Annotated in this window: 24 protein-coding genes; 15 read left to right on the top strand and 9 right to left on the bottom strand. The window is 66.5% G+C overall.

The window, feature by feature from the left end:
* Positions 1 to 195: 195 nt before the first annotated feature.
* Entirely contained in the window at positions 196 to 591 is a 396-nt protein-coding gene (locus tag AB1Z25_RS19770) for a DUF2628 domain-containing protein (RefSeq protein WP_486635997.1), read from the top strand.
* Positions 592 to 663: 72 nt separating this feature from the next.
* Here the strand turns inward: AB1Z25_RS19770 and AB1Z25_RS19765 are convergent, their stop codons facing one another.
* Positions 664 to 1689, bottom strand: coding sequence for a YeiH family putative sulfate export transporter (locus AB1Z25_RS19765; protein ID WP_486635996.1), 1026 nt, complete (start codon positions 1687 to 1689; stop codon positions 664 to 666).
* A gap of 116 nt (positions 1690 to 1805) precedes the next feature.
* Between AB1Z25_RS19765 and AB1Z25_RS19760 the strand changes: the two genes are divergently transcribed.
* Positions 1806 to 2690: a LysR family transcriptional regulator gene (locus tag AB1Z25_RS19760; RefSeq protein WP_107800780.1), complete on the top strand. Its 885-nt coding sequence runs from the start codon at positions 1806 to 1808 to the stop codon at positions 2688 to 2690.
* A gap of 6 nt (positions 2691 to 2696) precedes the next feature.
* On the opposite strand, the gene AB1Z25_RS19755 is transcribed toward AB1Z25_RS19760, so the two are convergent.
* The 3 genes from AB1Z25_RS19755 to paaN all read right to left on the bottom strand — a co-directional run bounded on the left by AB1Z25_RS19755 (position 2697) and on the right by paaN (position 6496).
* The gene (locus tag AB1Z25_RS19755; protein WP_370646569.1) at positions 2697 to 4322 is read right to left on the bottom strand and encodes a cation/acetate symporter; all 1626 of its coding nucleotides are present in this window, start codon (positions 4320 to 4322) and stop codon (positions 2697 to 2699) included.
* Entirely contained in the window at positions 4319 to 4627 is a 309-nt protein-coding gene (locus tag AB1Z25_RS19750; RefSeq protein ID WP_486635995.1) for a DUF485 domain-containing protein, read from the bottom strand. The genes AB1Z25_RS19755 and AB1Z25_RS19750 overlap by 4 nt, the downstream gene beginning before the upstream one ends.
* A 201-nt stretch (positions 4628 to 4828) precedes the next feature.
* Positions 4829 to 6496, bottom strand: a complete 1668-nt coding sequence (gene paaN / locus AB1Z25_RS19745; RefSeq protein WP_486635994.1) for a phenylacetic acid degradation protein PaaN — start codon at positions 6494 to 6496, stop codon at positions 4829 to 4831.
* A gap of 199 nt (positions 6497 to 6695) precedes the next feature.
* Here paaN and paaG point away from each other — a divergent pair, with 199 nt between their 5' ends.
* The 13 genes from paaG (at position 6696) to AB1Z25_RS19680 (ending at position 18373) form a co-directional block, all read left to right on the top strand.
* Positions 6696 to 7493, top strand: a complete 798-nt coding sequence (gene paaG, locus AB1Z25_RS19740) for a 2-(1,2-epoxy-1,2-dihydrophenyl)acetyl-CoA isomerase PaaG (RefSeq protein WP_486635993.1) — start codon at positions 6696 to 6698, stop codon at positions 7491 to 7493.
* 2 nt (positions 7494 to 7495) lie between these two features.
* Positions 7496 to 9010: a 3-hydroxyacyl-CoA dehydrogenase gene (locus tag AB1Z25_RS19735; RefSeq protein ID WP_486635992.1), complete on the top strand. Its 1515-nt coding sequence runs from the start codon at positions 7496 to 7498 to the stop codon at positions 9008 to 9010.
* A complete protein-coding gene (gene paaI / locus AB1Z25_RS19730) occupies positions 9003 to 9434 on the top strand; it encodes a hydroxyphenylacetyl-CoA thioesterase PaaI (protein WP_107800774.1) in 432 nt (143 codons plus the stop codon). The genes AB1Z25_RS19735 and paaI overlap by 8 nt, the downstream gene beginning before the upstream one ends.
* A 119-nt stretch (positions 9435 to 9553) precedes the next feature.
* Complete coding sequence (gene paaK, locus AB1Z25_RS19725) at positions 9554 to 10867, top strand: phenylacetate--CoA ligase PaaK (RefSeq protein ID WP_107800773.1); 1314 nt, start codon at positions 9554 to 9556, stop codon at positions 10865 to 10867.
* 122 nt (positions 10868 to 10989) lie between these two features.
* Positions 10990 to 11973, top strand: a complete 984-nt coding sequence (gene paaA, locus AB1Z25_RS19720) for a 1,2-phenylacetyl-CoA epoxidase subunit PaaA (protein WP_486635991.1) — start codon at positions 10990 to 10992, stop codon at positions 11971 to 11973.
* A gap of 12 nt (positions 11974 to 11985) precedes the next feature.
* Positions 11986 to 12480 carry a hypothetical protein gene (locus AB1Z25_RS19715; RefSeq protein WP_486635990.1) on the top strand — a complete coding sequence of 165 codons (495 nt, stop codon included), beginning with the start codon at positions 11986 to 11988 and terminating at the stop codon, positions 12478 to 12480.
* Between the two features lie 10 nt (positions 12481 to 12490).
* Positions 12491 to 13273 carry a 1,2-phenylacetyl-CoA epoxidase subunit PaaC gene (gene paaC, locus AB1Z25_RS19710; protein WP_486635989.1) on the top strand — a complete coding sequence of 261 codons (783 nt, stop codon included), beginning with the start codon at positions 12491 to 12493 and terminating at the stop codon, positions 13271 to 13273.
* Complete coding sequence (gene paaD, locus AB1Z25_RS19705) at positions 13273 to 13779, top strand: 1,2-phenylacetyl-CoA epoxidase subunit PaaD (RefSeq protein ID WP_107800771.1); 507 nt, start codon at positions 13273 to 13275, stop codon at positions 13777 to 13779. The genes paaC and paaD overlap by 1 nt, the downstream gene beginning before the upstream one ends.
* A gap of 32 nt (positions 13780 to 13811) precedes the next feature.
* Positions 13812 to 14879, top strand: a complete 1068-nt coding sequence (gene paaE, locus AB1Z25_RS19700) for a 1,2-phenylacetyl-CoA epoxidase subunit PaaE (protein ID WP_486635988.1) — start codon at positions 13812 to 13814, stop codon at positions 14877 to 14879.
* A 122-nt stretch (positions 14880 to 15001) separates the two neighbouring features.
* Positions 15002 to 15634, top strand: a complete 633-nt coding sequence (locus tag AB1Z25_RS19695) for a TetR/AcrR family transcriptional regulator (protein WP_107800769.1) — start codon at positions 15002 to 15004, stop codon at positions 15632 to 15634.
* A complete protein-coding gene (locus AB1Z25_RS19690) occupies positions 15603 to 16376 on the top strand; it encodes an enoyl-CoA hydratase-related protein (RefSeq protein ID WP_486635987.1) in 774 nt (257 codons plus the stop codon). Before AB1Z25_RS19695 ends, AB1Z25_RS19690 begins: the two co-directional genes overlap by 32 nt.
* 15 nt (positions 16377 to 16391) lie before the next feature.
* The gene (gene pcaF, locus AB1Z25_RS19685; protein WP_486635986.1) at positions 16392 to 17600 is read left to right on the top strand and encodes a 3-oxoadipyl-CoA thiolase; all 1209 of its coding nucleotides are present in this window, start codon (positions 16392 to 16394) and stop codon (positions 17598 to 17600) included.
* Positions 17600 to 18373, top strand: coding sequence for an enoyl-CoA hydratase-related protein (locus AB1Z25_RS19680; protein ID WP_486635985.1), 774 nt, complete (start codon positions 17600 to 17602; stop codon positions 18371 to 18373). Before pcaF ends, AB1Z25_RS19680 begins: the two co-directional genes overlap by 1 nt.
* An 83-nt stretch (positions 18374 to 18456) precedes the next feature.
* On the opposite strand, the gene AB1Z25_RS19675 is transcribed toward AB1Z25_RS19680, so the two are convergent.
* The 5 genes from AB1Z25_RS19675 to arsC all read right to left on the bottom strand — a co-directional run bounded on the left by AB1Z25_RS19675 (position 18457) and on the right by arsC (position 23672).
* Positions 18457 to 19989 (bottom strand): DHA2 family efflux MFS transporter permease subunit, encoded by a 1533-nt coding sequence (locus tag AB1Z25_RS19675; RefSeq protein WP_486635984.1) that lies wholly within the window; start codon positions 19987 to 19989, stop codon positions 18457 to 18459.
* A gap of 12 nt (positions 19990 to 20001) precedes the next feature.
* The gene (locus AB1Z25_RS19670; protein WP_486635983.1) at positions 20002 to 21162 is read right to left on the bottom strand and encodes an EmrA/EmrK family multidrug efflux transporter periplasmic adaptor subunit; all 1161 of its coding nucleotides are present in this window, start codon (positions 21160 to 21162) and stop codon (positions 20002 to 20004) included.
* Between the two features lie 10 nt (positions 21163 to 21172).
* A complete protein-coding gene (locus tag AB1Z25_RS19665) occupies positions 21173 to 22579 on the bottom strand; it encodes an efflux transporter outer membrane subunit (protein WP_486635982.1) in 1407 nt (468 codons plus the stop codon).
* A 110-nt stretch (positions 22580 to 22689) separates the two neighbouring features.
* Complete coding sequence (locus AB1Z25_RS19660) at positions 22690 to 23190, bottom strand: MarR family transcriptional regulator (RefSeq protein ID WP_043635397.1); 501 nt, start codon at positions 23188 to 23190, stop codon at positions 22690 to 22692.
* Positions 23191 to 23324: 134 nt separating this feature from the next.
* A complete protein-coding gene (gene arsC / locus AB1Z25_RS19655) occupies positions 23325 to 23672 on the bottom strand; it encodes an arsenate reductase (glutaredoxin) (protein WP_235086136.1) in 348 nt (115 codons plus the stop codon).
* Positions 23673 to 23729 lie beyond the last annotated feature (57 nt).

Raw genomic sequence — 23729 nt, 5'->3', positions numbered from 1 at the left:
CGTTGGAAGGAGGCTGAACAGGAGCGGAGCTGAGGCCTGGTCGTAATGTAAGCCACTGCCACTGCCACTGCCACCGCCCGCGCGCAAGCCGGGCGGTTTTGTTTTGGCTTGGGACTGGTCCTGACCGCGATTTCATTGTCCTATCCTTTGGCATGCCGCAAAATAATGTCATTATTAACCACATGTGGAAAAGCCATGTCAGAACCTTCCGTTTACGCCGCTTACAGCGACAAATGGCAGATGCGCTTTGCCTTCTTCGATCAGCACGGCGCGCCGAATAGCGCCAGTTACAAGGAGGCGTTCAAAGCCTTGTCGTTTGGCGACCGCCTTAAGGTGCAGATGAATTTCATCGCTTTTTTCTTCTGGCCAATCTATTACCTGGTGCTGGGCTTGTGGAAGAACATGCTGTCCTTGCTGGGCGTGGCGCTGCTGATCAACCTGGTCCTCGTCTTGCTGGATGTGCCTGAGTCGATCACCCGCGGGCTTGGTTTCGGCTTTAGCGCGCTGGCCGGCATGTCGGTGAATTATCTGTATTACCAAAAGAAGGTCAAAGGCTATAAGGGATGGAACCCTTTCCGTGGCTTGTTCTAAACCATGATGGCTGCTCAGTGAAAAAAACCGCCCGGCGTAAACCGGGCGGTTTTGATTTTGCGCGAGCGGGGTTTAGTGCAGCAGATGGCTGACGCCGAAGTTGATCAGGCCGCCGCCGACGATCAGCCAGCCAAACAGGATGGACGCCAGCAACATCGGTTTGGCGCCGGCCTGGCGGATGGCGGAGAAATGGGTGGTGATGCCCAACGCGCCCATCGCGGCGGCCAGCAGCAGATTGTCCAGGGAGACGATGGCGTTGACCCATGCGGTCGGCAGCAGATTGAAGGAGTTGAAGGCGGCCACGCCCAGGAAGGCGACGGCGAACCAGGGGATGGCGATGCGGCCCTTCTGCTGACGGCTGCCGTGCGGCTTGGCGGCCAGCCAGCTGGACAGGGCGATCAGGAAGGGCGCCAACATCATCACCCGTATCATCTTGGTGATCACTGCGGTGGTCATCGCCGCCTCGCTGACCGATTTGCCGGCGGCAACCGCCTGCGCCACTTCATGGATGGTGGAGCCGGCGAACACGCCGTAGCTGAACTCGGAAATGCCCAGATGGCTGGTCCACTGATACAGCATCGGCCACAGGAACATCGCCACGGTGCCGAACACCACCACGGTGGCGACGGCCACCGCCACTTTTTCCGCGTGGGCCTTGAGCACCGGCTCGGTGGCCAGGATCGCGGCCGCGCCGCAGATGGAGCTGCCGGCGCCGATCAGGATCACGCTTTGCTCGTCCATGCCCAAATACTTGCGGCCGATGCGGAAGGCCAGCAGGAAGGTGGTGCACAGCACCAGGGTGTCGATCAGCACGCCGGCGAAGCCGACGGCGGCGATGTCCTGGAAGGTCAGCTTGAAGCCGAACAGGATGATGCCCAGGCGCAGCAGCTTCTGCTTGGAGAACTGGATGCCGTGGTGGCTGGCGCCGGCGAAGTAGCGGTAGACGGTGTTGCCTATCAGCATGCCGCCCAGGATGGCGAGGGTGAGGGCGGAGAAGCCCAGATGTTTCATCGCCGGCAAATCCGCGGCGTAGAGCGCGGCGACGGCGAGGGCGATGGCCAACGCCAGGCCCGGCATGATTTGGCGAAGGTTTGTCATAAGTAAATGCCTGTTTGGTCTATGGCGGATGAGGCTAACGATACGCCCCTCGTTTTCAGTAGAGAAACGGATAAAATGGATATATGTCAGTAGCAAAATCAATATAAGGAGGGGGTATGGCCTTGAAGCTGACCCTGCGCGAGCTGGAGGTCTTCGTCGCGGTGGCCGAATACGGCACCGTCACTCAGGCGGCTCAACAGGTGGCGCTGACCCAGTCCGCCGCCAGCCAGGCGCTGGACAAGCTGGAAACCGGCCTAGACGTGCGCTTGTTCGACCGCATCGGCAAACGGCTGAGCCTGAACGAGCATGGCCGGCTGCTGTGGCCCAAGGCGCGGGCCATGCTGGACGCGGCTCAGGACATGCAGAGTCTGTTCAACGCCGGGGCGATGTCCTTGAAGATAGGCGCCAGCAGCACGGTGGCCAACTATCTGCTGCCGCAGCAGCTGGCGGCCTTCCGCGCCGCCTGGCCGCTGGCGCGCTTGGAGCTGGACGTGGCCAATACCCGCGACATCGTCGACGCGGTGGCGGCCCTGCGGGTGGACTTCGGTTTCATCGAAGGGCCTTGCCATCACCCGGATCTGGTCGCCCAGCCCTGGAGACAGGATGAGCTGGTGGTGTTCGCCGCCGCGGATCACCCGCTGGCGCGGGGCGAGGCGGCGCGCCAGGACCTGGCGCAAGCGGAATGGATTCTGCGCGAAGCCGGCTCCGGCACGCGCGAGGAGGTGGATCGGCTATTGCTGCCGCACCTGGCCATGCTCAACGTCAGCATGGAGCTGGGCCATTCCGAAGCGATCAAGCACGCGGTGGCTGCCGGCCTGGGGGTCAGCTGCCTGTCGCGGCGGGTGGTGGCCGATCTGTTGCAGACCGGCGCGGTGGTGGAGCTGAACGCCGGCCTGCCGGTGCTGACGCGCACCTTGTACCAGGTGCAGCACCGCGACAAGACGCTGACCCGCGGCATGGCCGCGTTCCAGAACATGACGATGGCGGCGCTGCTGGCCTGAACCCCATCAGGGCTTGGCGCCGGTCCCCAGTCCGGTCAGCGCGCGGATGTATTGCGCCGGGAAGCGGCTGCGTTCCAATTGGCCCTGTGACGAACGATCGCAGATCGACAATAACCAGGCGCAGGCGAAGGCCGCGCTCATGGAAAACAGCGCCGGGTTGGCGTAGGGGAAGATCGGCCGCGGATGGCCCAGGATATCCACCCATACCATGGGCCCCAGCGCCAATAGCGCGATGGCGGACGCCAGGCCGGCCAGGCTGCCGCCCACCGCGCCGCGGGTGGTGAGCCGGGGCCAGAACATCGCCAGGAACAGCACCGGGAAATTCACCGAGGCGGCAATCGCCAGCACCAGGCCGGACAGGAAGGCGATGTTCTGCTTCTCGAACAACAAGCCCAGCAGAATGGCCAGCAGTCCGATGACCAGCGTGGCCAGCCGCGACACCCGCATTTCCTCGGCGCTGCTCACCTTGCCTTTGCGCAGCGCCACCGCGTACAGGTCGTGGGACACCGCCGACGCGGCCGACAGGGCCAGGCCGGCCACCACGGCGAGAATGGTGGCGAAGGCCACCGCCGACACCAGGCCGAGGAACAGATTGCCGCCCACCGCCTGGGCCAGGTGCACCGCCACCATATTGGCGCCGCCGACAATGCCGCCGTCTGCGTCGCGAAAGCCGGCGTCGCCGCCGACGATGAGGATGGCGCCAAAGCCCACCAGGATCAGCAGCAGATAGAAATAACCGATGAAGCCGGTGGCGTAGAACACGGATTGGCGCGCGGCGCGGGCGTCGGCCACGGTGAAGAAGCGCATCAGCACATGCGGCAGGCCGGCGGTGCCGAACATCATGCCCAGCCCCAGGGAGACGGCGTCCACCGGATTGGACACCAGGCCGCCCGGCGCCAGGATGGCCTGGCCGCGGAGCTCGGCGGCGGCGGCGAACACGGCCTCGCTGCTATAGCCGAAGCGTCGCCAGACCATGAAGGCCATGAAGCTGGTGGCGGACAGCAGCAGCACCGCCTTGACGATCTGCACCCAGGTGGTGGCCAGCATGCCGCCGAACATCACGTACAAGACCATCAGCGCGCCGACGATGATCACGGCGCTCAGGTAGCTGGCGCCGAACAGCAGTTCGATCAGCTTGCCGGCGCCCACCATCTGCGCCACCAGATAGAGCAGCGCCACCGTCAGCGTGCCGCAGGCGGCGGTGATGCGCACCGGGGTCTGGCTCAAGCGGTAGGACACCACGTCGGCGAAGGTGAAGCGGCCCAGATTGCGCAGCCGCTCGGCGATCAGGAACATGATGATGGGCCAGCCGGCCAACACGCCCAGCGCATAGATCAGGCCGTCGTAGCCCTTGCTGAACATCATCGCGGAGATGCCAAGGAAGGAGGCGGCGGAGATCATGTCGCCGGCGATGGCCAGGCCGTTTTGCAGGGGAGTGACGCCGCCGCCGGCGGTATAGAAGTCCGAGGCGGAACGGGTGCGACGGGCGGCCCAAGCGGTGATGAACAGGGTCAGCGCCACAAACAGCAGGAACATCAGGATGGCGTTCCAGTTCAAGGGCCGTTGCGCGCCGGACTGGGCCCAGGCGGGGCCGGCCAGCGTCAGCGCCAGCATGGCGACAGGGATTCTCATGGCTGGCACTCCTTCAGCACTTGTTCGTTCAGCGGGTCCAGCCGCTTGTTGGCCTGGCGCACGTAAATCCCGGTCAGCGCAAACGCGGCCAGGATGATGGCGACGCCCACCGGCATGCCCACGGTGGTGACGCCGGCACCTATGGGCCGGGCCAGCCACTGCGGCGCGAAGGCCAGCACCAGGATGAAGCCGTAATAGAGCAGCAGCATGACGGCGGTCAGGCTCCAGCCCAGCCGCGCTTTGCCGCGGGCCAGTTGTTGAAAGGCGGGATGATTCAGAATCGCTTGCTGTTGTTGCGGGCTCATGGCGCGGCTCCTTAACAAGCGGCTTACGATCAGCTGCGCGGCGTGGAGCGTTAGCCGGCGAGCGCCGCGCAAGAACGCCGGCGCATCGCCGGCACATTCCTGTTCTTCCGCGGCAAGGCCTTGTCTCGCTCCGGCTTTCCGGATCGTAAACGCGCTTTTGACGATGGCGGGTGGCGCCCCGGCCGAGACCGGGGCCGGGGCTCAGACGAAGCTGCGGGTTTGCGCCACGCGGAAGCGGTTGGCGACGAAGGCGCTGTCGGACAAGCTGGCGTTGGCCGCCGGATTGCCGCCGCTGCCGTGGAAGTCGCTGAAGGCGGCGGACTGATTGACCATCACCGCGCCGGTGAAATTGAGCGCCAGCGACACGCAGGCGTTTTCCGCCGCCTGTCGGGCCAGCGCCTGCACCTGCTGGTCCGTGCTGTAGACCGAGAAGCTCAGGGCGCCGTGGCGGCGCATGCTGTCTTCCGCCTGGCGCAGCGCGGCGGCGCTGTCCGGCGTCTGAATCAGGAAGCTGATCGGCCCGAAGTGTTCCTGCTCGTAAACGGCGCGGTCCTCCATCGTCAACTGGCGCAACAGCGGAGTGCGCACCTCGGCTTCCGGGTATTGCGGGTGGCTCAGCCTCCGGCTGTCCAGCGCCGGCCGGCCCAGCGCGCGCGCCGCCTCCAGCCTTTGGACCACGCCGGGGTTCTGAAGCGCGCCCAGCAGTTCCACCGCCTTGGCCGGCTCCGCGCACAGCGCTTCCAGCGCCGCGCACAGGCCTTCCACCGTTTGCTGGTAGGACAGCTTGCCTTCGGGCGTGTGGATGCCGTCGGCCGGGATGAAAATATTCTGCGGCGCGGTGCACATCTGGCCGCTGTACAGCGCCAGCGACAGCGCGAGGTTGCGGCACAGGCCGGGGAAATCGGCGGTGGAGTCCAGCACCACGCAGTTGACGCCGGCTTTTTCGGTGTAGACCTGAGCGTGGCGGCACTGGCTCTCCAGCCACTCGCCGTGAGCGCTGCTGCCGGTGAAGTCGATCAGCTTCACCTCCGGCCGCTGCGCCAACAGGCTGGCCAGCGGCTCGCCGTGCTGGTTCGCCGCCAGCAGCACGGTATTGGGATCGAAACCGGCCTCGGCCAGCACTTCGCGGGCGATGCGCACCGTCAGGGCCAGCGGCAGCACCGCGCCGGGATGCGGCTTGACGATGACGCTGTTGCCGGTGGCCAGGCTGGCGAAGAGTCCCGGATAGCCGTTCCAGGTGGGAAAGGTGCTGCAGCCTATCACCAGGCCGACGCCGCGCGGGATCACCTTCCAGCTTTTCTCCAGCACCAGCGGTTCATGTTTGCCCTGCGGCTTGCTCCAGCGGCAGTGTCCGGGAATGGCCGACATCTCGCGCCAGGCGTAGGTCACGGCCTCCAAGGCGCGGTCCTGCGCATGCGGGCCGCCGGCCTGGAAGGCCATCATGAAGGCCTGGCCGGTGGTGTGCATCACCGCGTGGGCGATCTCGAAGCTGCGGCGGTTCAGTCGCTGAATGATTTCCAGGCAAACGCCCACCCAGGCCTGCGGGCCGGCTTGCCGCCACGATTGCAGCGCCGCGGTGGAGGCGTTCAGCAAGGCGTCGGCGTCATGGCGCGGATAGCGGATGCGCAAAGCGCCGCGATAGGGAGAGCGTTCGCTGCCCACCCAGCCCTGGCCGGCCGGCAGGCCGTCCAGCTGGAAGTCTTGTTGCAATAAAGCCTCAAACGCCGCCTGGCCGTCCGCGGCGGCGGTTTCGCCATAAGTTCTGGGGCTGGGCATTTCCGGGTGCGGGGACCAGTACTGGCGCTCGCTCAAGGCCTGCAGGGCCTGGTCCAAGGTGGCTTGATGCTGCTGGAACAGAGGGTGAGACATGGACGTTCTCCTCGGGCGGAGGGATGAGAGGCCGGCCTGCGCCATGTCAGCGGCAAGCCGGGCACGGTAACAACAGTTTCAGCGCACTGTCATTGATGTGGGTCAGCTTATAATTGATTTTCCGGTCGGTCAATGATAGCGTTTGCCGAAGTGGCGGTTTGGCCAGTGAGCCAAGGCCGCGCCCAAAGGGGAGGCGAGCATGCAGGCAGCGGAAACGAGTATTGAGGTGAATCTGGAGGCCGGAGTGGCGACCGTGACGCTGAACCGGCCGCAACGGCTGAACAGCTTCAACCCCGCCATGCACCAGGCCTTGGCGGCGGCCTTGGACCGCCTGCGCGACGACGCCGAGGTCCGGGCGCTGGTGCTGACCGGCGCCGGCCGCGCCTTCTGCGCCGGCCAGGATCTGAGCGACCGGGCGCCGGAGCCGGGACAGCCGCCGGCGGATCTGGGCTTGTCCATCGAGGCTTACTACGCGCCGCTGGTGCGGCGGCTGCGCGATATGCCTAAGCCGGTGATCGCCGCGGTCAACGGCGTGGCGGCCGGGGCTGGAGCGAATATCGCCCTGGCTTGCGATCTGGTGATCGCCGCCCGCTCGGCGAGTTTCATCCAGGCCTTCAGCAAGATCGGTCTGCTGCCGGACGCCGGCGGCAGCTACTGGCTGCCGCGTTTGCTGGGCCAGGCGCGGGCGATGGGGCTGGCGCTGCTGGCCGAGCCCTTGCCGGCCGAGCGTGCCGAGCAATGGGGCTTGATCTGGAGCTGCGTAGACGACGACGATTTTCCCGCCGCGGTGCGGCAGCTTGCCGAGCAACTGGCCTGCGGGCCGACGCTGGCCTACGCGAGGATCAAGCAGGCGCTGCAGGCGGCCGAGGGCAACAGTCTGGAGCGGCAACTGCAATTGGAGCGCGACACGCAGCGGGAGCTGGGCTTCAGCGCCGATTACCGCGAAGGCGTGGCGGCTTTTCTGGGCAAGCGGCCGCCGCGCTTTGGAGGACGATGACCATGAAACCGGACAAGGAACAGCGCGTGGCGGTGATAGGCGCCGGCGCGATGGGGCGCGGCATCGCCGCGGTGGCCGCTGCGGCGGGGCATGAGGTCTATCTCTACGATCAGGACGCGGCTGCTGCGGCGGCGGCGCCGGATGCGATCGCCGCGGACTGGGCCGGCCTGGTCCGGCGCGGCAAATGGAGCCAGTCGCAACTGGACGCCGCGCGCCGCCGGCTGCGGCCGGCCTCCTGTCTGGAGGAGCTGGCCGACGCCGTCTTGGCGATAGAGGCCATCGTCGAACGTCTGGACGCCAAGCAGGCGCTGCTGCGTCAGTTGGACGCCCTGTTGCCGGCCGCCGCCATTCTGGCCAGCAACACCTCCTCTCTGTCCATCACCGCACTGGCGGCGGGTCTGCGTCATCCCGAGCGGGTGATCGGTCTGCATTTCTTCAATCCGGCCACGCGGATGAGGCTGGTGGAAGTGGTGAGCGGGCTGGAGACCGCGCCGGCTTTGTCGGAGCGTCTGTGCCAGTGGATGCGCGCTTGGGGCAAGACGCCGGCGCCGGCCGCGTCCACTCCCGGCTTCATCGTCAACCGGGTGGCGCGGCCTTTCTACGCCGAGGCCTTGCGGCTGCTGCAAGAAGGCGCTTGCGAGCCATCCACATTGGACGCCTTGCTGCGCGAAGCCGGCGGCTTCGCGATGGGGCCCTTGGAGTTGATGGACCTGATCGGCCATGACGTGAATTTCGCGGTGACGCAGTCGGTGTATCAGGCGATGCAGCAGGACCCGCGTTTCCGGCCGTCGCCGCTGCAGCAGGAGTTGGTCACGGCCGGCCGCCTGGGCCGCAAGAGCGGTCGCGGCTTTTACGATTACGGCCAGGCCTTGCCGGCGCCGGACGCCGCGCCGCCGCAAGCGGCGCCCGCGGCGCTGCGCGTGCATGGCGGCTTGGGCGCGGCCGAACCCTTGCTGGCGCGCTTGCGGGCCGGCGGCGTGCGTGTGGAACGCGAGCCGGGGCCGGAGCAGGGCTGGCTGAGTTGGGATGATTTGCGGCTGGCCCTGTCCGACGGCCGCAGTGCCACCCGCCGCGCCGCGGATAGCGGCCACGCCGGCTGGGCGGTGTTCGATCTGGCTCTGGATTACGCCAGCGCGCCGCGGCTGGCGCTGGCCGTGGCGGACCAGGCCGCGCCGGAGGCGGCGGCGCGGGCGGAGGGCGTGTTGCAGGCGGCCGGCCTGCTGGTGTCGCGGATGGACGACGCCGCCGGCATGGCGGTGTTGCGCACCGTGGCGATGCTGGCCAACGAGGCGGCCGACGCGGTGGGGCAGGGCGTGGCCGCGGCGGACAGCGTGGATCAGGCGATGTGCCTGGGCGCCGCTTATCCCCGCGGTCCGCTGGCCTGGGCCGATAAGCTCGGCACGGACTATCTGGCGCAGACATTGGACGCTTTGCACGCGCACTACGGCGACGATCGTTATCGCGTCTCGCCGCTGCTGCGGCGGCTGGCCTTGTCCGGAGGACGCTTCCATGACTGAGACAGAAGCCGCTCGGCAACTTGCCGAGAACAGCGCGCTGGCGATGCTGAGCCAGGATCGGGCGTCGGCCAGCCTGGGCATGGAGCTGCTGGACGTGGCGCCGGGCCGGGCCCGGCTACGCATGCGAGTGCGCGACGACATGCTCAACGGCTTCCAGCTATGTCACGGCGGCCTGCTGTGCGCGCTGGCGGACACCGCTTTCGCCGTTGCCTGCAATAGCTGGGGGCCGAGGACGGTCGGCGCGGCCGTCAGCGTGGAGTATCTGCTGCCGGCCCGCGGCGGGGACTGCCTGCTGGCGGAGGCCGAGTGCCTGCATCAGGGGGCTCGGCAAGGTCTTTACGATGTGCGGATCAGCAATCAGCGCGGCGAAACCCTGGCCCTGCTGCGCGGCCGCTCGCATCGGAGCGGAGAGCGGGCCGAGTAAAAGGCCGCATGCCGTTTTTTGTTTCTCAACGCCCGTCCAAGGAGCGCAAGCCCGCCGTCTTGTCCAGCCAGCAGCAATTGGCCGCAGAGCCAGCCCCGAACCCACACAGGAGAAGCACCATGCCCGTCACCCGCCCTATGTCCAGCGAGCTGGACGCGATGGAAACCGCCAGCCGCGACGAACTGTCCGCCTTGCAGCTGCAGCGTCTGCAATGGACGCTGCAACACACTTACGACAATGTCGCGCCCTTTCGCGCCAAGTGCGAGCAAGCCGACGTCCATCCCCGGCAATTGCGGCGGCTGGAGGATCTGAGCCGCTTCCCGTTCACCAGCAAGGCGGATTTGCGCGACAACTACCCGTTCGGCCTGTTCGCGGTGCCGCGAGACCAGGTGTCGCGCATCCACGCCAGCAGCGGCACCACCGGCCAGCCCACGGTGGTGGGATACACCCGCAACGATATCGAGGCCTGGGCCACGGTGGTGGCGCGCTCCATCCGCGCCGCCGGCGGCCGGCGCGGCAGCATGGTGCACATCGCTTACGGTTACGGCCTGTTCACCGGCGGGCTGGGCGCGCACTACGGCGCGGAACGCCTGGGCTGCACCGTGGTGCCGATGTCCGGCGGTCAGACCGAGCGCCAGGTGCAGCTGATCCAGGATTTCCGCCCGGACATCATCATGGTCACGCCGTCCTATATGTTGAACATCCTCGATGAAATGGAGCGCCGGGGCATGGATGCGGCGGCCTGCTCCTTGCAGGTGGGCATCTTCGGCGCCGAGCCGTGGACCGGGCAGATGCGGCAGGAGATCGAGCGCCGCGCCGGCATAGACGCGGTGGACATTTACGGCCTGTCCGAGGTGATGGGGCCGGGCGTGGCCAGCGAGTGCGTGGAAAGCAAGGACGGCCCGGTGATCTGGGAGGATTTCTTCTACCCGGAAATCATCGATCCGCACAGCGGCGAAGTGCTGCCGGACGGGGAGGAGGGCGAATTGGTGCTGACCTCGCTGACCAAGGAAGCGATGCCGGTGATCCGCTACCGCACCCGCGACCTGACCCGGCTGCTGCCGCCCAGCAGCCGTTCGATGCGGCGCATCGGCAAGATCGTCGGCCGGTCCGACGATATGTTGATCATCCGCGGCGTCAATGTGTTCCCCACCCAGATCGAGGAAGTGATTCTGCGGCAAACGGGGCTGGCGCCGCACTTCTATCTGGAGGTCGACAAGGACGGCCACCTGGACAGCCTGGCGGTCTTCGTCGAGCGCGAGCCCAGCGGGCCGGCGCGCGACGACGCCAAACAGCTGGCGGCGCGGCAGTTGCAGCACAGCATCAAGAGCCATGTCGGCGTGACGACCACAGTGCAGGTGGTGGAGCCGATGACCATAGAACGCTCGGTGGGCAAGGCGCGGCGGGTGGTGGACAAGCGGCCGCGCGACTAGGCGACGAGGGGCAGGTTGCGTTAATGCTTGTATTTTAATTGAACGATCGGTAAATTAATTAATATGCTGTTTCAGCGCGCCGGACATCCGCTTCCGGCGATGCTCACCTAGGAGGATGCGCCATGTACACCCAAGCCCTGGATCAGCCGGACATCGCCGCGGCGGCGGCCGAGCCGTCGCTTCAGCAGCAGGCCTTCGACGCCAAGCTGCAGGCGGAGGACAAGATAGAAGCGCGCGACTGGATGCCGCTCGCCTACCGCAAAACCTTGTTGCGGCAGATCTCCCAGCATGCGCATTCCGAAGTGGTGGGCATGCTGCCGGAAGGCAACTGGATCGGCCGCGCGCCCACGCTCAAGCGCAAGGCCATTCTGCTGGCCAAGGTGCAGGACGAGGGCGGGCACGGCCTTTATCTGTACGCGGCGGCGGAAACCCTGGGCAGCCCGCGCGACGAAATGGTGGCGACCTTGCTGTCCGGCCGCGCCAAGTACTCCAGCATCTTCAATTACCCCACTTTGTCCTGGGCCGACATCGGCACCATAGGCTGGCTGGTGGACGGCGCGGCGATCATGAACCAGATTCCGCTGTGCCGCTGTTCCTACGGCCCGTACGCCCGCGCCATGGTGCGCATCTGCAAGGAAGAAAGCTTTCACCAGCGCCAGGGCTACGATCTGCTGCTGACGATGATGGGCGGCAGCGCGGAGCAGCGGGCCATGGTGCAGGAGTCGGTGAACCGCTGGTGGTGGCCGGTGCTGATGATGTTCGGCCCGCCGGACCGGGATTCGGTGCACAGCGCCAGTAGCATGCAATGGGGCATCAAGCGCATTTCCAATGACGATTTGCGGCAGAAGTTCGTCGACGCCATCGTGCCCCAGGCCGAAGTGCTGGGCATCACGCTGCCGGACCCGGCGCTGGTCTGGAACGAGGCGCGCGGTCATTACGACTTCGGCGAGCCGGATTGGACGGAGTTCAAGCGGGTGTTGGCGGGCGACGGCCCCTGCAACCGCGAACGCATGACCGCGCGCGTCCGTGCGCATGAAGAGGGGGCCTGGGTGCGCGCCGCAGCCCGAGCCTATGCCGACAAACAGGCGGCGCGCGCCGCCGCCTGATCAGGAGCCACCATGTCCGAGCCTAACGCCTGGCCGCGTTTCGAGGTCTTTGTCCTTGGCCGCAACGCCTTGCAATACAAGCACTCCAGCAGCCTGCACGCCGCCGATGCGCGCCATGCGCTGTTGCTGGCCAGAGACATCTATTTCCGCCGCCAAGAGGGCATCAGCCTGTGGGTGGCGCCCAGCGCCCGCCTAAGCGAGAACGGCGAGCCGCCGTCTTCGACGGAGGCCGAGGCGTCGCAACAGTACGAAGTGTTTCTGCAGCTCAAGCCGGGTCTGGATCATCTGCACGTCGCCAGCCTGCTGGCAGCGTCGGCATCGCAGGCCTTGGAGCGGGCGGAGCGGGCCTTTGGCGAGTTCCCGCCCGGCGCGGTCTGGGCGCTGCCCAGCGCGGCGCTGAGCTGCAGCGAGCCGGACGAACGCGAGATGCTGTTCGAACCGATGGTCAGCAAGACTTATCGCTTGCCCACCTTCTTCCAGTTGCCGGAAGCCGTGAACCATATGTGAGGAGTGCGCGATGTCTGTGCAGATAGCTGTGCAAACGCAGCCGCCGGCGACGGCGGACCTGATCGAATACGCGCTGCGGCTGGGCGACAACACTTTGTTGCTGGGCCAGCGCCTGGGTGAATGGTGCGGCCACGCGCCGGAGTTGGAAGACGATATCGCGCTGAGCAATATCGCGCTGGATCTGATAGGCCAGTCGCGCTTGCTGCTGAGTCTGGCCGGCGAATGGGAGGGACGGGGCCGGGACGAGGACGCGCTGGCCTATCTGCGCGACGCGCCGGCGTTCCGCAACCTGACCTTGCTGGAGCTGCCCAACGGCGATTTCGGCCAGACCGTGTTGCGCATCGCCCTGTTCAGCGCCTACCAAGTGGCTGTGTGGCGGGCCTTGCGCGGCGGCGGCGAAGCGCGGCTGGCGGCGATCGCCGGCAAGGCGCTGGCGGAAAGCCGCTACCACCTGCGCTACGCGGCGGAATGGGTGGTGCGGCTGGGCGACGGCACCGACGAATCGCGGCGGCGCATGCAGCGGGCGCTGACGCATTGGTGGCCGTATCTGGCCGAGATGTTCGACGAGGACGCGCTGGAGCGGCGCCTGGACGGCGTCGCGCCGCAAGCGGCTCTTCTGCGGAAGGAATGGGAGGCGCTGATGCTGCCGGTGCTGGCGGAAGCCACGCTGCGGCCCCCGGCGGACACCGAATATCGTTCCGGAGGCAAGCGCGGCGAACACAGCGAATCCTTGGGCCATGTGCTGGCGGAGATGCAGTTTCTGCAGCGCGCCTATCCCGGAGGGCGCTGGTGATGCGCGCCGCGCGGCTGAGCGTGGCGCAAGCCTGGCGGGTGCTGGACCAGGTGCCGGATCCCGAGGTGCCGGCGGTGTCGCTGTGCGATCTGGGCATCGTGCGCAAGGTGGCGCGGGTGGGGGAGGATCTGGAGGTCACGCTGACCCCCACTTATTCCGGCTGCCCGGCGACCGAGGCCATCGCCGCCTCGGTGCGGCAGGCCTTGGGTCAGGCGGGCGAAGAGCGGGTGGTGTTGCGCACCCAGCTGAGTCCGGCCTGGAGCAGCGACTGGATCAGCGCCGACGGCCGCGAAAAGCTGCGCCGTTACGGCATTGCGCCGCCGGCCTGCGCAAGGGCGGCCGAGGACGACTGGCAGCCGCTGCGCTTCCAAACGGCGGCGCCGGCCTGTCCGCAATGCGGCTCCGTCCGCAGCCGGCGGCTGAGCCAGTTCGGCTCCACCGCCTGCAAGGCGCTCTACCGCTGCGAGGCCTGTCTGGAGCCATTCGAGTATTTCAAGCCGATCTGAGTCCACTGAGGGACCGGAGTAAGGAGACCGGGATGAGACTAGCTTTCCATCGCCTGCGCGTCGTCGAACGTCGCCAGGAAACCGACGACGCCATTTCGCTGACCTTGGAGCCGCCGGCGGAATTTAAGGAGCGCTTCCGCTTCACCCAGGGCCAGCACCTGGTGTTTCGCGAACATATCGACGGCGTGGAGCAGCGGCGCACTTATTCGCTGTGCTGCGGCGTGGACGAAGGCATTTTACGGGTGGCGGTGAAGCGGGTGGAGGGCGGCGTGTTCTCCAGCCACGTCCACCGGCATTGGCAGCTTGGGCAGGAGGTGGAAGCGATGCCGCCGGAGGGGCGCTTTTTCACGCCGCTGGCGGCGGAGCAGCGCAAGCACTATCTGGGCATCGTCGCCGGCAGCGGCATCACCCCCTTGCTGTCCACCTTGAAAACCACCTTGCGGCGAGAGCCGCACAGCCGTTTCACCTTGCTGTACGGCAATCGGCGGCGCGGCGGCATTCTGTTCGCCGACGAGCTGGCGGCGCTGAAGTCGCGCTATCCGGCGCGCCTGGCGGTGTATCACTTCCTCAGCCGCGAAGCGCAGCAGCCGGAGCTGTTTCACGGCCGTCTCGACGGCGAACGGCTGCACAGGGCGCTGGCCGCGCTACTGCCGGACGGCGCGGTGGACGAAGCCTTCGTTTGCGGTCCCAACGATATGATTGATCAGGCCTGCGCCTGCCTGGAACGCGTCGGGCTGGCCGCCGGACGCATCCATTACGAACGTTTCGGCGTACCGGGGCGCGGCGCGGCCAAACCGGCTGCGGCGGCCGAGGACAATCCGGCGGCCAGCGTCACCCTGATCATCGACGGACAGCAGCGCCAACTGGAACTGAGCGCCGGCGAGCGCATCCTGGAAGCGGCTACCGCGGCCGGGGTCGACCTACCTTACTCTTGCCAAGGTGGGGTATGCTGCACCTGCCGAGCCAAGGTGCTGTCCGGCCGCGTGTCCATGGACAAGAATTTCGCCCTGGAAGCGGCCGAGGTGGAACAAGGCTTCGTGCTCGCCTGTCAGGCGCGTCCACGGACCCAGCAAGTGGTGCTCAGTTTTGATGAGCGTTGACGGTTGCTTGTCTAGAACCGCTGGCAAGCCCCGGTTTGACCGGGGTTTGCCTGGCGGCTCGTAGTCATCGGGGAGGTTCGCTGGTGCCGCGTCTGGTCTTTTCATTCAACCGATATGCGGATATGGCCAGAACAAAATCTCCCAATTACGAGGCGCAGCAACAAAACATACTGGAGAACGCTGCCCGCCTGTTTGCCGAGCAGAGTTTTCCCAGTGCTTCGATAGCCCAACTGGCTGAGCTGTGCGGTATGTCCAAGCCGCTGCTGTATCACTACTACCGCGACAAATCGCATCTGCTGTTCGACATCGCCGACACCTATGTGGATAGGTTGGTGGGCATCGTCGACGAGGCGGCGCGGCAAGCGCTGCCGGCAGACGCGCATTTGCGGCTGCTGATCGAGCGCTTCATGGAGGAGTACGCGTTCTCGCGCCATTACCACATGGTCTTGGTGCAGGACGTCAAATTCCTGGGCGAGGCGGACCGGCTGAAGGTGAAGGCCAAGCAGGCCGGCGTGGTGTCCGCCTTTGCCGAACTGATCGCCCGCTTGCGGCCGGAGCTGCCGGCGACGGAGGTCAAACCGGTGACGATGACCTTGTTCGGCATGATGAACTGGACCTTCACCTGGTTCCGCGCGGACGGCGCGGTGGACCGGCAGGGCATGGCGCGGATAGTCAGCCAGTTGTTTCTTCACGGGGTGTACGGATGTGGAGAGGGAACTGACCATGAGCGAGCATCTGAGGGAGCGCCGCGCTGAGCGGATCTGCCACCTGGAAATTCACCGGCCAGCGCAGCTCAATGCGCTGAGCCCCGAGCTGATGCGGGAGCTGGAGTTCGCGCTGGACGCGGCGGACGGCGATCCCGACATCAGCGTCATTCTGCTGTCCGGCACCGAGCAGGCCTTCGCCGCCGGCGCCGACATCGGCCGCATGGCCGAATGGGATTATCAGCAAGTCTTTCTCGACGATTACGTAAGCCGGCACTGGGAGCGCGCGCGCGGCGTGCGCAAGCCGCTAATCGCCGCGGTGCGCGGCCTGGCGATAGGCGGCGGCTGCGAGCTGGCGATGATGTGCGACGTGATCATCGCCGGCGAGTCCGCCCGCTTTGGCCAGCCGGAAGTCAAGCTGGGCACCCTGCCCGGCATGGGCGGCACCCAGCGGCTGCCGCGCGCCATTGGCAAGGCCAAGGCGATGGAATGGTGCTTGAGCGGTCAGCTCTATAGCGCCGATGAAGCCGAGCGCGCCGGCCTGGTGTCGCGGGTGGTGGCGGACGCCGACGTGCTGACGACGGCGCAGGCGCTGGCCGCGCGGATGGCGGGCTACTCGCTGCCGGCGCTGATGCTGATCAAGGAGTCCTTGAACCGCGCTTTCGAATCCAGCCTGGCCGAAGGCCTGCTGTTCGAACGGCGCGCCTTTCACGCCAGTTTCTCGCTGGCCGACCAGAAGGAAGGCATGCAGGCCTTTCTCGACAAGCGGCCGCCGCAGTTCCAACACCGTTGATCCAGGAGGTTTCCCATGCCCCATGCCTATATCTGTGACGGCATTCGCACCCCGTTCGGCCGTTACGGCGGCGCGCTTTCCGGCGTGCGCGCCGACGATCTGGCGGCGCTGCCGCTCGCCGCGCTGATGCGGCGCCATCCGCTGGACTGGTCCTGCCTGGACGAGGTGATTCTGGGCTGCGCCAATCAGGCCGGCGAGGACAACCGCAATGTGGCGCGGATGGCTGCCTTGCTGGCCGGCCTGCCGCAGTCCGCGCCGGCGATCACGGTCAACCGCCTGTGCGCGTCCGGACTGGACGCGGTGGGTCTGGCCGCGCGGGCGATCGCCGCAGGCGAAGCCGAACTGGTGCTGGCCGGCGGCGTGGAGAGCATGTCGCGCGCGCCCTTCGTGCTGGGCAAGGCCGAGAGCCCGTTCGCGCGCAATGCGCGGATAGAGGACAGCACCATAGGCTGGCGCTTCGTCAACCCGGCGTTTCAGCGTCAGTTCGGCATCGACTCCATGCCGGAAACCGCGGAAAACGTCGCGCGCCAGTTCAAGGTTTCCCGCGCCGATCAGGACGCCTTCGCGCTGCGCAGCCAGCAGCGTTACGCCGCGGCGCGCGAGCGCGGTTTCTTCGACGCGGAGATCCTGGCCTTGGAGCTGCCGCAGCGCAAGGGCGAGCCGCTGCGGGTGATCCGGGACGAACACCCGCGGCCGACCACCACGCTGGCGGAGCTGGCGCGGCTCAAGGGCGTGGTGGCGGACGGCTCGGTCACCGCCGGCAACGCCTCCGGCGTCAACGACGGCGCGGCGGCGCTGCTGCTGGCCAGCGGCGCCGGGCTCAAGCGCCACGGCCTGCGTCCGCGGGCGCGGATTCTGGGCATGTGCTCGGTGGGGCTGGAGCCGCGCATCATGGGCATGGGGCCGGCGTCGGCGGCGGAAAAGCTGTTGCGGCGGCTGGGCCTGAGCGTGGCGGATATGGACGTGATCGAGCTGAACGAGGCATTCGCCTCGCAATCGCTGGCGGTGATGCGCCAACTGGGCCTGGCCGACGACGACGCCCGGGTCAACCCCAACGGCGGCGCGATCGCGCTGGGCCATCCGCTGGGAGCTTCCGGCGCCAGGCTGGCGCTGACCGCGCTGCGTCAGCTGGAGGCCAGCGGAGATAGGCTGGCGCTGTGCGCGATGTGCGTCGGCGTCGGCCAGGGCGTGGCCCTGGTGTTGGAGCGGGTGGAGGAGGCGTGATGGACGAACTGATCTTGCTGGATTATCCGGCTGACGGCGTGGCGCGGCTGCGCCTGAACCGCCCGCAGGCGCTCAATGCCTTGAATACGGCGCTGCGGCGGGAGTTGGCGCGGCGTTTCCAGGAGCTGGCCGCCGCGGCCGACGTCAGGGCGATTCTGCTGTGCGGCGATCATCGCGCTTTCGCCGCCGGCGCGGACCTGACCGAGATGGCCGACTGCGGTAGCATAGAACTGATGCAGCGCCAGCTGCACAAGCTATGGCAGGCGATTGCCGACTGTTCCAAGCCGGTGATCGCGGCGGTGGCCGGCTATGCCTTGGGCGGCGGCTGCGAGCTGGCGATGCACGCCGACATCATCGTCGCCGCCGAATCCGCCCAGTTCGGCCAGCCGGAAGTCAAGGTGGGGGTGATGCCGGGCGCCGGCGGCACCCAGCGGCTGCTGCGGGCGGTGGGCAAGTTCCGCGCGATGAAGCTGTTGTTGACCGGCGAACGCATCGGCGCGGTGGAGGCCTTGGCGATGGGCCTGGTCAGCGAGGTGACGGCGGACGAGGCGCTGGAGACGCGGGCGCTGGAATTGGCGACTCAGATCGCCGCGCTGCCGCCGCTGGCGGTGGCGCAGATCAAGGAAGTGGTGCTGGCCGGCGCCGACGCGCCGTTGGCGACGGCGCTGATGCTGGAGCGCAAGGCGTACCAGCTCTTGTTCGCGTCGCGGGATCAGAAGGAGGGCATGCGGGCGTTTCTGGACAAGCGCGCGGCGGTGTTCCGCGGCGAATAAAAAAACCGGGCGGCAATGATCTTGCCGCCCGGTCCGCTTTACTTGCTTAGAATCTATTTACGATGCGGATCGTAAACAGGTTCTCAATGCGCGCCGCTGTCGCCGCCAGCAGCGGTGAACGGCGGCTTGGCGAACCACACCAGGCCGATCAACAGCACGAACAGCACGCCGGACAGCCAGAAAATCTCATTGGCCGCCATGATGTAGCCCTGCTTGGTGATTTGCAGCGAGGTCAGCGCCGCCTGCTGTCCGGAGGACAGGCCGGCCATGTCCAGCAGCCGGAACCAGGCGTTGGACGCCTGATCGTAGAGGCTGACATGCTCGGTCAGGCGCGCGTGGTGCATCGCCTCGCGACGGTCCCACATCGTGGTGGTGATCGAGGTGCCGATGCTGCCGGCCAGAATCCGCAGGAAGTTGGACAGGCTGGACGCGCTGGCGATCTGGCTGGGATGCAGGCCGGACAGGGTGATCGTGGTCAGCGGCATGAAGAAGCAGGCCACGCCTATGCCCTGCACCACCTGCGGCCACACCACGTAGGCGAAGTCCATCTGCGGGTTGAAGGTGCTGCGCCAGAAGAAGCAGATCGCGTACACGCTGAAGCTCACCGTCACCACCCAGCGCATGTCCAGCCGCTGCGCGTACTTGCCGATGATGGGCGACAGCACCACCGGGATCAGCCCGATGGGGGCCGCGGCCAGGCCGGCCCAGGTGGCGGTGTAGCCCATCTGGGTCTGCAGCATCAGGGGCAGCAGCACCACGGTGCCGAAGTAGAGCATGAAGCCCAGGCTGATGGCGACGGTGCCGACGGTGAAGTTGCGCTGCTTGAACAGGCTCAGGTCGACGATGGGATGTTTCTCGCCCAGCTCCCAGATCACCAGATAGACCAGCGCCAGCACCGCGATCACCGCCAGGGTGACCACCTCGGTGGAGTTGAACCAGTCCAGCTCCTTGCCGCGGTCCAGCACCATTTGCAGCGCGCCGACGCCGACCACCAGCAAGGCGAGGCCGATGCGGTCGATGGGCAGATCGACGGTTTCGGTTTCGCGCGGCTTGAGGATGCGCCAGGAAATGAAGGCCGCCGCCAGTCCCACCGGCACGTTGATGAAGAAGATCCAGCCCCAGTGCCAGTTGTCGCTGATCACGCCGCCCAGAATCGGGCCGAACACCGGCGCGACGATCACCGTCATCGCCCATAGCGCCAGCGCCATGCCTTTCTTCTCCGGCGGGTAGCAGGACAAGAGCAGGCTCTGCGACAGCGGAATCATCGGGCCAGCCACCGCGCCTTGCAGCACGCGGAAGAAAATCAGCATTTCCAGGCTGCTGGACATGCCGCACAGCCAGGAGGTGAGCACGAAGAGCAGGGTGGAGGCGGTGAACAGCTTCACCTCGCCCAAGCGCTTGGCCAGCCAGCCGGTCAGCGGCACCGCGATGGCGTTGGCCACCCCGAAGGAGGTGATCACCCAGGTGCCCTGGCTGGTGGCCGCGCCGAGGTTGCCCGAGATGGTGGGCAAGGCCACGTTGGCGATGGTGGTGTCCAGTACTTGCATGAACACCGACATCGACAGCGCCAGCGTGATCCAGACCAGCTTGGAGCCGGTCAGTGGTGGATGATTCATGGTCCGGACCCCTTATTCGGCCTTGCCTTCACCTGCGTTGGCCGCCAGCAGCGTCCGCACCAGTTCGTCGGCCTGTTTCAGGTCCGGCAGCTGGCCGGAGACGTCCTGGTGGGCGACGAAGGGCTGGGCTTCGGCCACGGCCTTGCCGTCCGTGCTGGAGGTGTCCACCACGGCGTCCATGGACAGGCCGACGCGCAGCGGGTGCGATTGCAGGTCTTTCGGGTCCAGCTGGATGCGCACCGGCACGCGTTGAACCACCTTGATCCAGTTGCCGGTGGCGTTCTGCGCCGGGAGCAGCGAGAAGGCGCTGCCGGTGCCGGCGGACAGCCCCACCACTTTGCCGTGGTAGACGATCTTGCCGCCGTAGAGATCGGACTTCAGTTCCACCGGCTGGCCGATGCGGATCTTGGCCAGCTGGCCTTCCTTGAAGTTGGCGTCCACCCACAGGTTTTGCAGCGGGATCACCGACATCAGCGGGGTGCCGGCGGCCAGGCGCTGGCCAACCTGCACATTGCGGCGGGCGACGGCGCCGTCCAGCGGGGCCTTGATCTCGGTGCGCTGCAGCGCGAGCCAGGCTTCCTTCAGCCGGCTGGCTGCGGCCTTGACCGCAGGCTGCTGCGCCAGCGCGTCCTTGCCCAGCAGCGCGGCGCTGGCTTTTTGCTGTTCGCGCGCGGCGTCCAGCGCGGCCTTGGCGGCGGCGACGGCGTCGTTGGCGTGGCCCAGTTCTTCCGCCGACAGCGCGTCGGTGCCGGCCAACTGTTTGCGGCGTTTCAGGTCGGCGTCGGCGCGGGCCAGCTCGGTTTCGCGCAGGGTGACCTGGGCCGCCAGCTGCTGGGTGTTGCTCATCAATTGGCGGGTCTGACGCACGGCTTGGGCGAATTCATTGCGGGAGCGGTCGAAGTTCAGCTGCGCGTCGTTCTTGTCCAGGCTGACCAGCAATTGACCGGCCTTGACGTGCTGGGTGTCGTCCACCAGCACCTTGGCGACGGTGCCGCCCACTTCCGGGGTGACTTGCACCAGGTGGCCGCTGACATAGGCGTCGTCGGTGCTTTCCTGATGACTGAGCACCAGCGCCCAGTAGGCGCCGTAGCCGATGGCGATGGCGGCGAACAGGGTGGTGGCGACGATCAGATTGCGTTTGCGCCCTTGCGCGGTTTTGGTTTTCTTGTCCATGGATGCGTTCTCAGTGGGTGGCGGGCGCAGCGTTGAAGCCGCCGCCCAATGCGGTGTTCAGGGAGACCCAAGCCAGTTTGCGGCCGGCTTCGGCGTCGATGCGCGCCGACTGTTGCGCCAGCGCGCTGTCCTGGGCGTCCAGCAGGTTCAGCTTGTTGATGATGCCGGCCTTGAAGCGGGCGGCGGCGGAGTCGGCGGCGCGGCCGCTGCTGTCCTGCGCCTGGCGCGCCTGTTCCAGTTGCTTGCCGCTTTGCTGCCAGCCGCTGACGGCGTCGGCGGCGTCGCGCATCGCGTCCAACACGGTCTGGTTGTAGCTGTGCACGGCCAGGTCGTAGCCGGCCTTTTGCTTGCCCAGATTGGCCTGGATCGCGCCGGAGTGGAAAATGGGCAGGCTGATCGCCGGCATGAAGCCCCAGAAGGTGGAGTCGCCGTTCATCAGCTTGTTCAGTTCCAGCGAGGTTTGGCCGGCGAAGGCGGTCAGCTTGATATTGGGGTAGAACTCGGCGCGCGCGGCTTTGACCGCGCCGGCCATGGCTTCCACCCGCGCGCGTTGGGCGGCGATGTCAGGGCGTTTGCCCAGCAGTTCCGCGTGCAGGCTGTCCGCGTCCAGCGGCGGCAGCGCCGCGCTCTTGGCGGCTTGCAGCGCGTTCAAGGCGTCCGGTCCCTGGCCGGTCAGCGCCGCCAGCGCGTGGCGGGCGCGGTCGCTGTCCTGGGTCAAGGCGCTTTGTTGTTGGCGCAGACGGTGCAGCGAGACTTCGTTGCCGCGCTGGTTGTCGCCCGGCAGCAGGCCGGCGTTGATGCGGGCCTGAGTCAGCGTTTGACGGCTTTCCGCCAGCTGGATGCGCTTGGCCAGCACCGCGCTTTGCGCCTGCAGCCGCTGCAACTGGGTGTATTGGGCGATGACGGCCTGAGTCAGCGTCAGCCGGGTCTGAGCGCCTTCGAAGGCGATGGCTTGCTGTTGGCCGACGGCTTCGTCGATTTGGCCGCGGTGCTTGCCCCAGAAGTCGAACTCCCAGCTGCCCATCAGCATGGCGGTGTAGGCGTTGACGTAGTCGCGCGAGATCGGCGCCGGAAACTCGTAGTTCAGCTGGGTCATATTGGCGCTGAAATCGAGTTTGGGCCCGCTATTGCCTTCGACGATGCCGACGGCGGCGCGCGCCTGGCGCAGCCGGGCTTCAGCCAGCTTCAAGGACGGCGCTTCTTGCAGGGCGCGCGCCACCAACTGGTTCAGCGTCGCGTCGTTCAGCTGGGTCCACCAGTCGCTGGCGATCTGCCCGTCCTGGCCGTCGCTCAGCCGCAATTGCCCGGCATCGAGCTGCGTGGCCGGCGCGCTGTCCGGGCCGAAGCTCGCGCAGCCGCCCAACAGGGCGCTGAGCAGCAGGGCGCTGACGCCGTGCTGCCATTGAGTCTTTTTCACCTTGTGGGACTCCCCGTGTTCACTTGCTGTATTAGCAATTGATGAAGTGATTGATGATGTGATAGTCACGCAAGTTATTATAAGGACGAAAAAAAGCCGGTTCCCCAGCTTCAACCGCCCAGGCTGCAGAGCAGTTTGCGCAATAAGCGTTCGAACTCCTGCTTTTCCGCAGCGTCGAAATCCGACCACAGCTCCCGGTGACATTCGCGGGAGACGGGCAGCAGCGATTCGACGAGTTGCACGCCCCCCGGCGTCAACTCCAGCAGGATCTTGCGTCGGTCTTCCGCGCTGGGCGAGCGGGCCGCCCAGCCGTTTTTGACCAGTTCGTCGGCGATGCGCGTGGCGTTGGTGCGCGATGAATCCAGCGTGTCGCTGATTTCAGACGGGTAGAGCGCCTGTTGCGGACAGGCGTACAGCGCCAGCAAGGCCATCCACACCGTCTCGTTGAGACCGTGATGCTTCAGCTTGTCGCACAGGTGGGCGGACAGCCGCGGCAGGATGTGGTACAGCAAGCGCGCCAGAATGACTTCCTGGCGCGGCACGCCGGGAAAACGCGCTTCGATCCGGTTGACGGCCTGCTCAAGCGTTTGAAATGACTTGGTTGGATTCATAGCCGTTATTTTAGTAACGGAAGTTACTATTCCGCAAGTGATAATTTTGAAGGCAATGGGCTGGGCAGGGGCGGCCGCATGCAAAAACGCCCAAGGCCAAAGCCCTGGGCGCTGATGGGCGATGCCGGCTAAGGCTAGCCCAGCAGCTGCAGCACCCGCTCCGGCGGACGTCCCACCACGGCGCGATCGCCGCAAACGGCGATAGGGCGTTCAATCAGCTTGGGATTGTCTATCATGGCGGTAATCAGGTGCTTGGGTTCCAGCGTGATGTCGTCCAGATAGAGTTCGGCGTACTCCTCCTCTTTCTGGCGGATCAGATCGCGCGGCTCCATATTCAGCAGCGTCAACAGGCGCTCCAGCTCTTCATAGCTGGGCGGGTGCTTCAAATACTCGACGATTTCGATTTCCGCGCCGGCGTTCTCCAGCAGGCTCAGCGCCTCCCTGGATTTGGAACAGCGCGGGTTGTGGTACAGGCGAATCATGCTGGTCTCTCCTTGTTATGGCCGGCGTGGAGTGGATTGATCGTGGCACGAAATCGA

The sequence above is a fragment of the Chromobacterium sp. HL1 genome, assembly GCF_057418835.1.
This window is presented reverse-complemented; position numbering and strand designations above follow the sequence as displayed.

Bases quoted from the DNA above. Each gene is read 5' to 3' on its own strand.
- AB1Z25_RS19770 (WP_486635997.1), top strand. From the start codon at position 196: ATGTCAGAACCTTCCGTTTACGCCGCTTACAGCGACAAATGGCAGATG.
- AB1Z25_RS19765 (WP_486635996.1), bottom strand. From the start codon at position 1,689: ATGACAAACCTTCGCCAAATCATGCCGGGCCTGGCGTTGGCCATCGCC.
- AB1Z25_RS19760 (WP_107800780.1), top strand. From the start codon at position 1,806: ATGGCCTTGAAGCTGACCCTGCGCGAGCTGGAGGTCTTCGTCGCGGTG.
- AB1Z25_RS19755 (WP_370646569.1), bottom strand. From the start codon at position 4,322: ATGAGAATCCCTGTCGCCATGCTGGCGCTGACGCTGGCCGGCCCCGCC.
- AB1Z25_RS19750 (WP_486635995.1), bottom strand. From the start codon at position 4,627: ATGAGCCCGCAACAACAGCAAGCGATTCTGAATCATCCCGCCTTTCAA.
- paaN (WP_486635994.1), bottom strand. From the start codon at position 6,496: ATGTCTCACCCTCTGTTCCAGCAGCATCAAGCCACCTTGGACCAGGCC.
- paaG (WP_486635993.1), top strand. From the start codon at position 6,696: ATGCAGGCAGCGGAAACGAGTATTGAGGTGAATCTGGAGGCCGGAGTG.
- AB1Z25_RS19735 (WP_486635992.1), top strand. From the start codon at position 7,496: ATGAAACCGGACAAGGAACAGCGCGTGGCGGTGATAGGCGCCGGCGCG.
- paaI (WP_107800774.1), top strand. From the start codon at position 9,003: ATGACTGAGACAGAAGCCGCTCGGCAACTTGCCGAGAACAGCGCGCTG.
- paaK (WP_107800773.1), top strand. From the start codon at position 9,554: ATGCCCGTCACCCGCCCTATGTCCAGCGAGCTGGACGCGATGGAAACC.
- paaA (WP_486635991.1), top strand. From the start codon at position 10,990: ATGTACACCCAAGCCCTGGATCAGCCGGACATCGCCGCGGCGGCGGCC.
- AB1Z25_RS19715 (WP_486635990.1), top strand. From the start codon at position 11,986: ATGTCCGAGCCTAACGCCTGGCCGCGTTTCGAGGTCTTTGTCCTTGGC.
- paaC (WP_486635989.1), top strand. From the start codon at position 12,491: ATGTCTGTGCAGATAGCTGTGCAAACGCAGCCGCCGGCGACGGCGGAC.
- paaD (WP_107800771.1), top strand. From the start codon at position 13,273: ATGCGCGCCGCGCGGCTGAGCGTGGCGCAAGCCTGGCGGGTGCTGGAC.
- paaE (WP_486635988.1), top strand. From the start codon at position 13,812: ATGAGACTAGCTTTCCATCGCCTGCGCGTCGTCGAACGTCGCCAGGAA.
- AB1Z25_RS19695 (WP_107800769.1), top strand. From the start codon at position 15,002: ATGGCCAGAACAAAATCTCCCAATTACGAGGCGCAGCAACAAAACATA.
- AB1Z25_RS19690 (WP_486635987.1), top strand. From the start codon at position 15,603: ATGAGCGAGCATCTGAGGGAGCGCCGCGCTGAGCGGATCTGCCACCTG.
- pcaF (WP_486635986.1), top strand. From the start codon at position 16,392: ATGCCCCATGCCTATATCTGTGACGGCATTCGCACCCCGTTCGGCCGT.
- AB1Z25_RS19680 (WP_486635985.1), top strand. From the start codon at position 17,600: ATGGACGAACTGATCTTGCTGGATTATCCGGCTGACGGCGTGGCGCGG.
- AB1Z25_RS19675 (WP_486635984.1), bottom strand. From the start codon at position 19,989: ATGAATCATCCACCACTGACCGGCTCCAAGCTGGTCTGGATCACGCTG.
- AB1Z25_RS19670 (WP_486635983.1), bottom strand. From the start codon at position 21,162: ATGGACAAGAAAACCAAAACCGCGCAAGGGCGCAAACGCAATCTGATC.
- AB1Z25_RS19660 (WP_043635397.1), bottom strand. From the start codon at position 23,190: ATGAATCCAACCAAGTCATTTCAAACGCTTGAGCAGGCCGTCAACCGG.
- arsC (WP_235086136.1), bottom strand. From the start codon at position 23,672: ATGATTCGCCTGTACCACAACCCGCGCTGTTCCAAATCCAGGGAGGCG.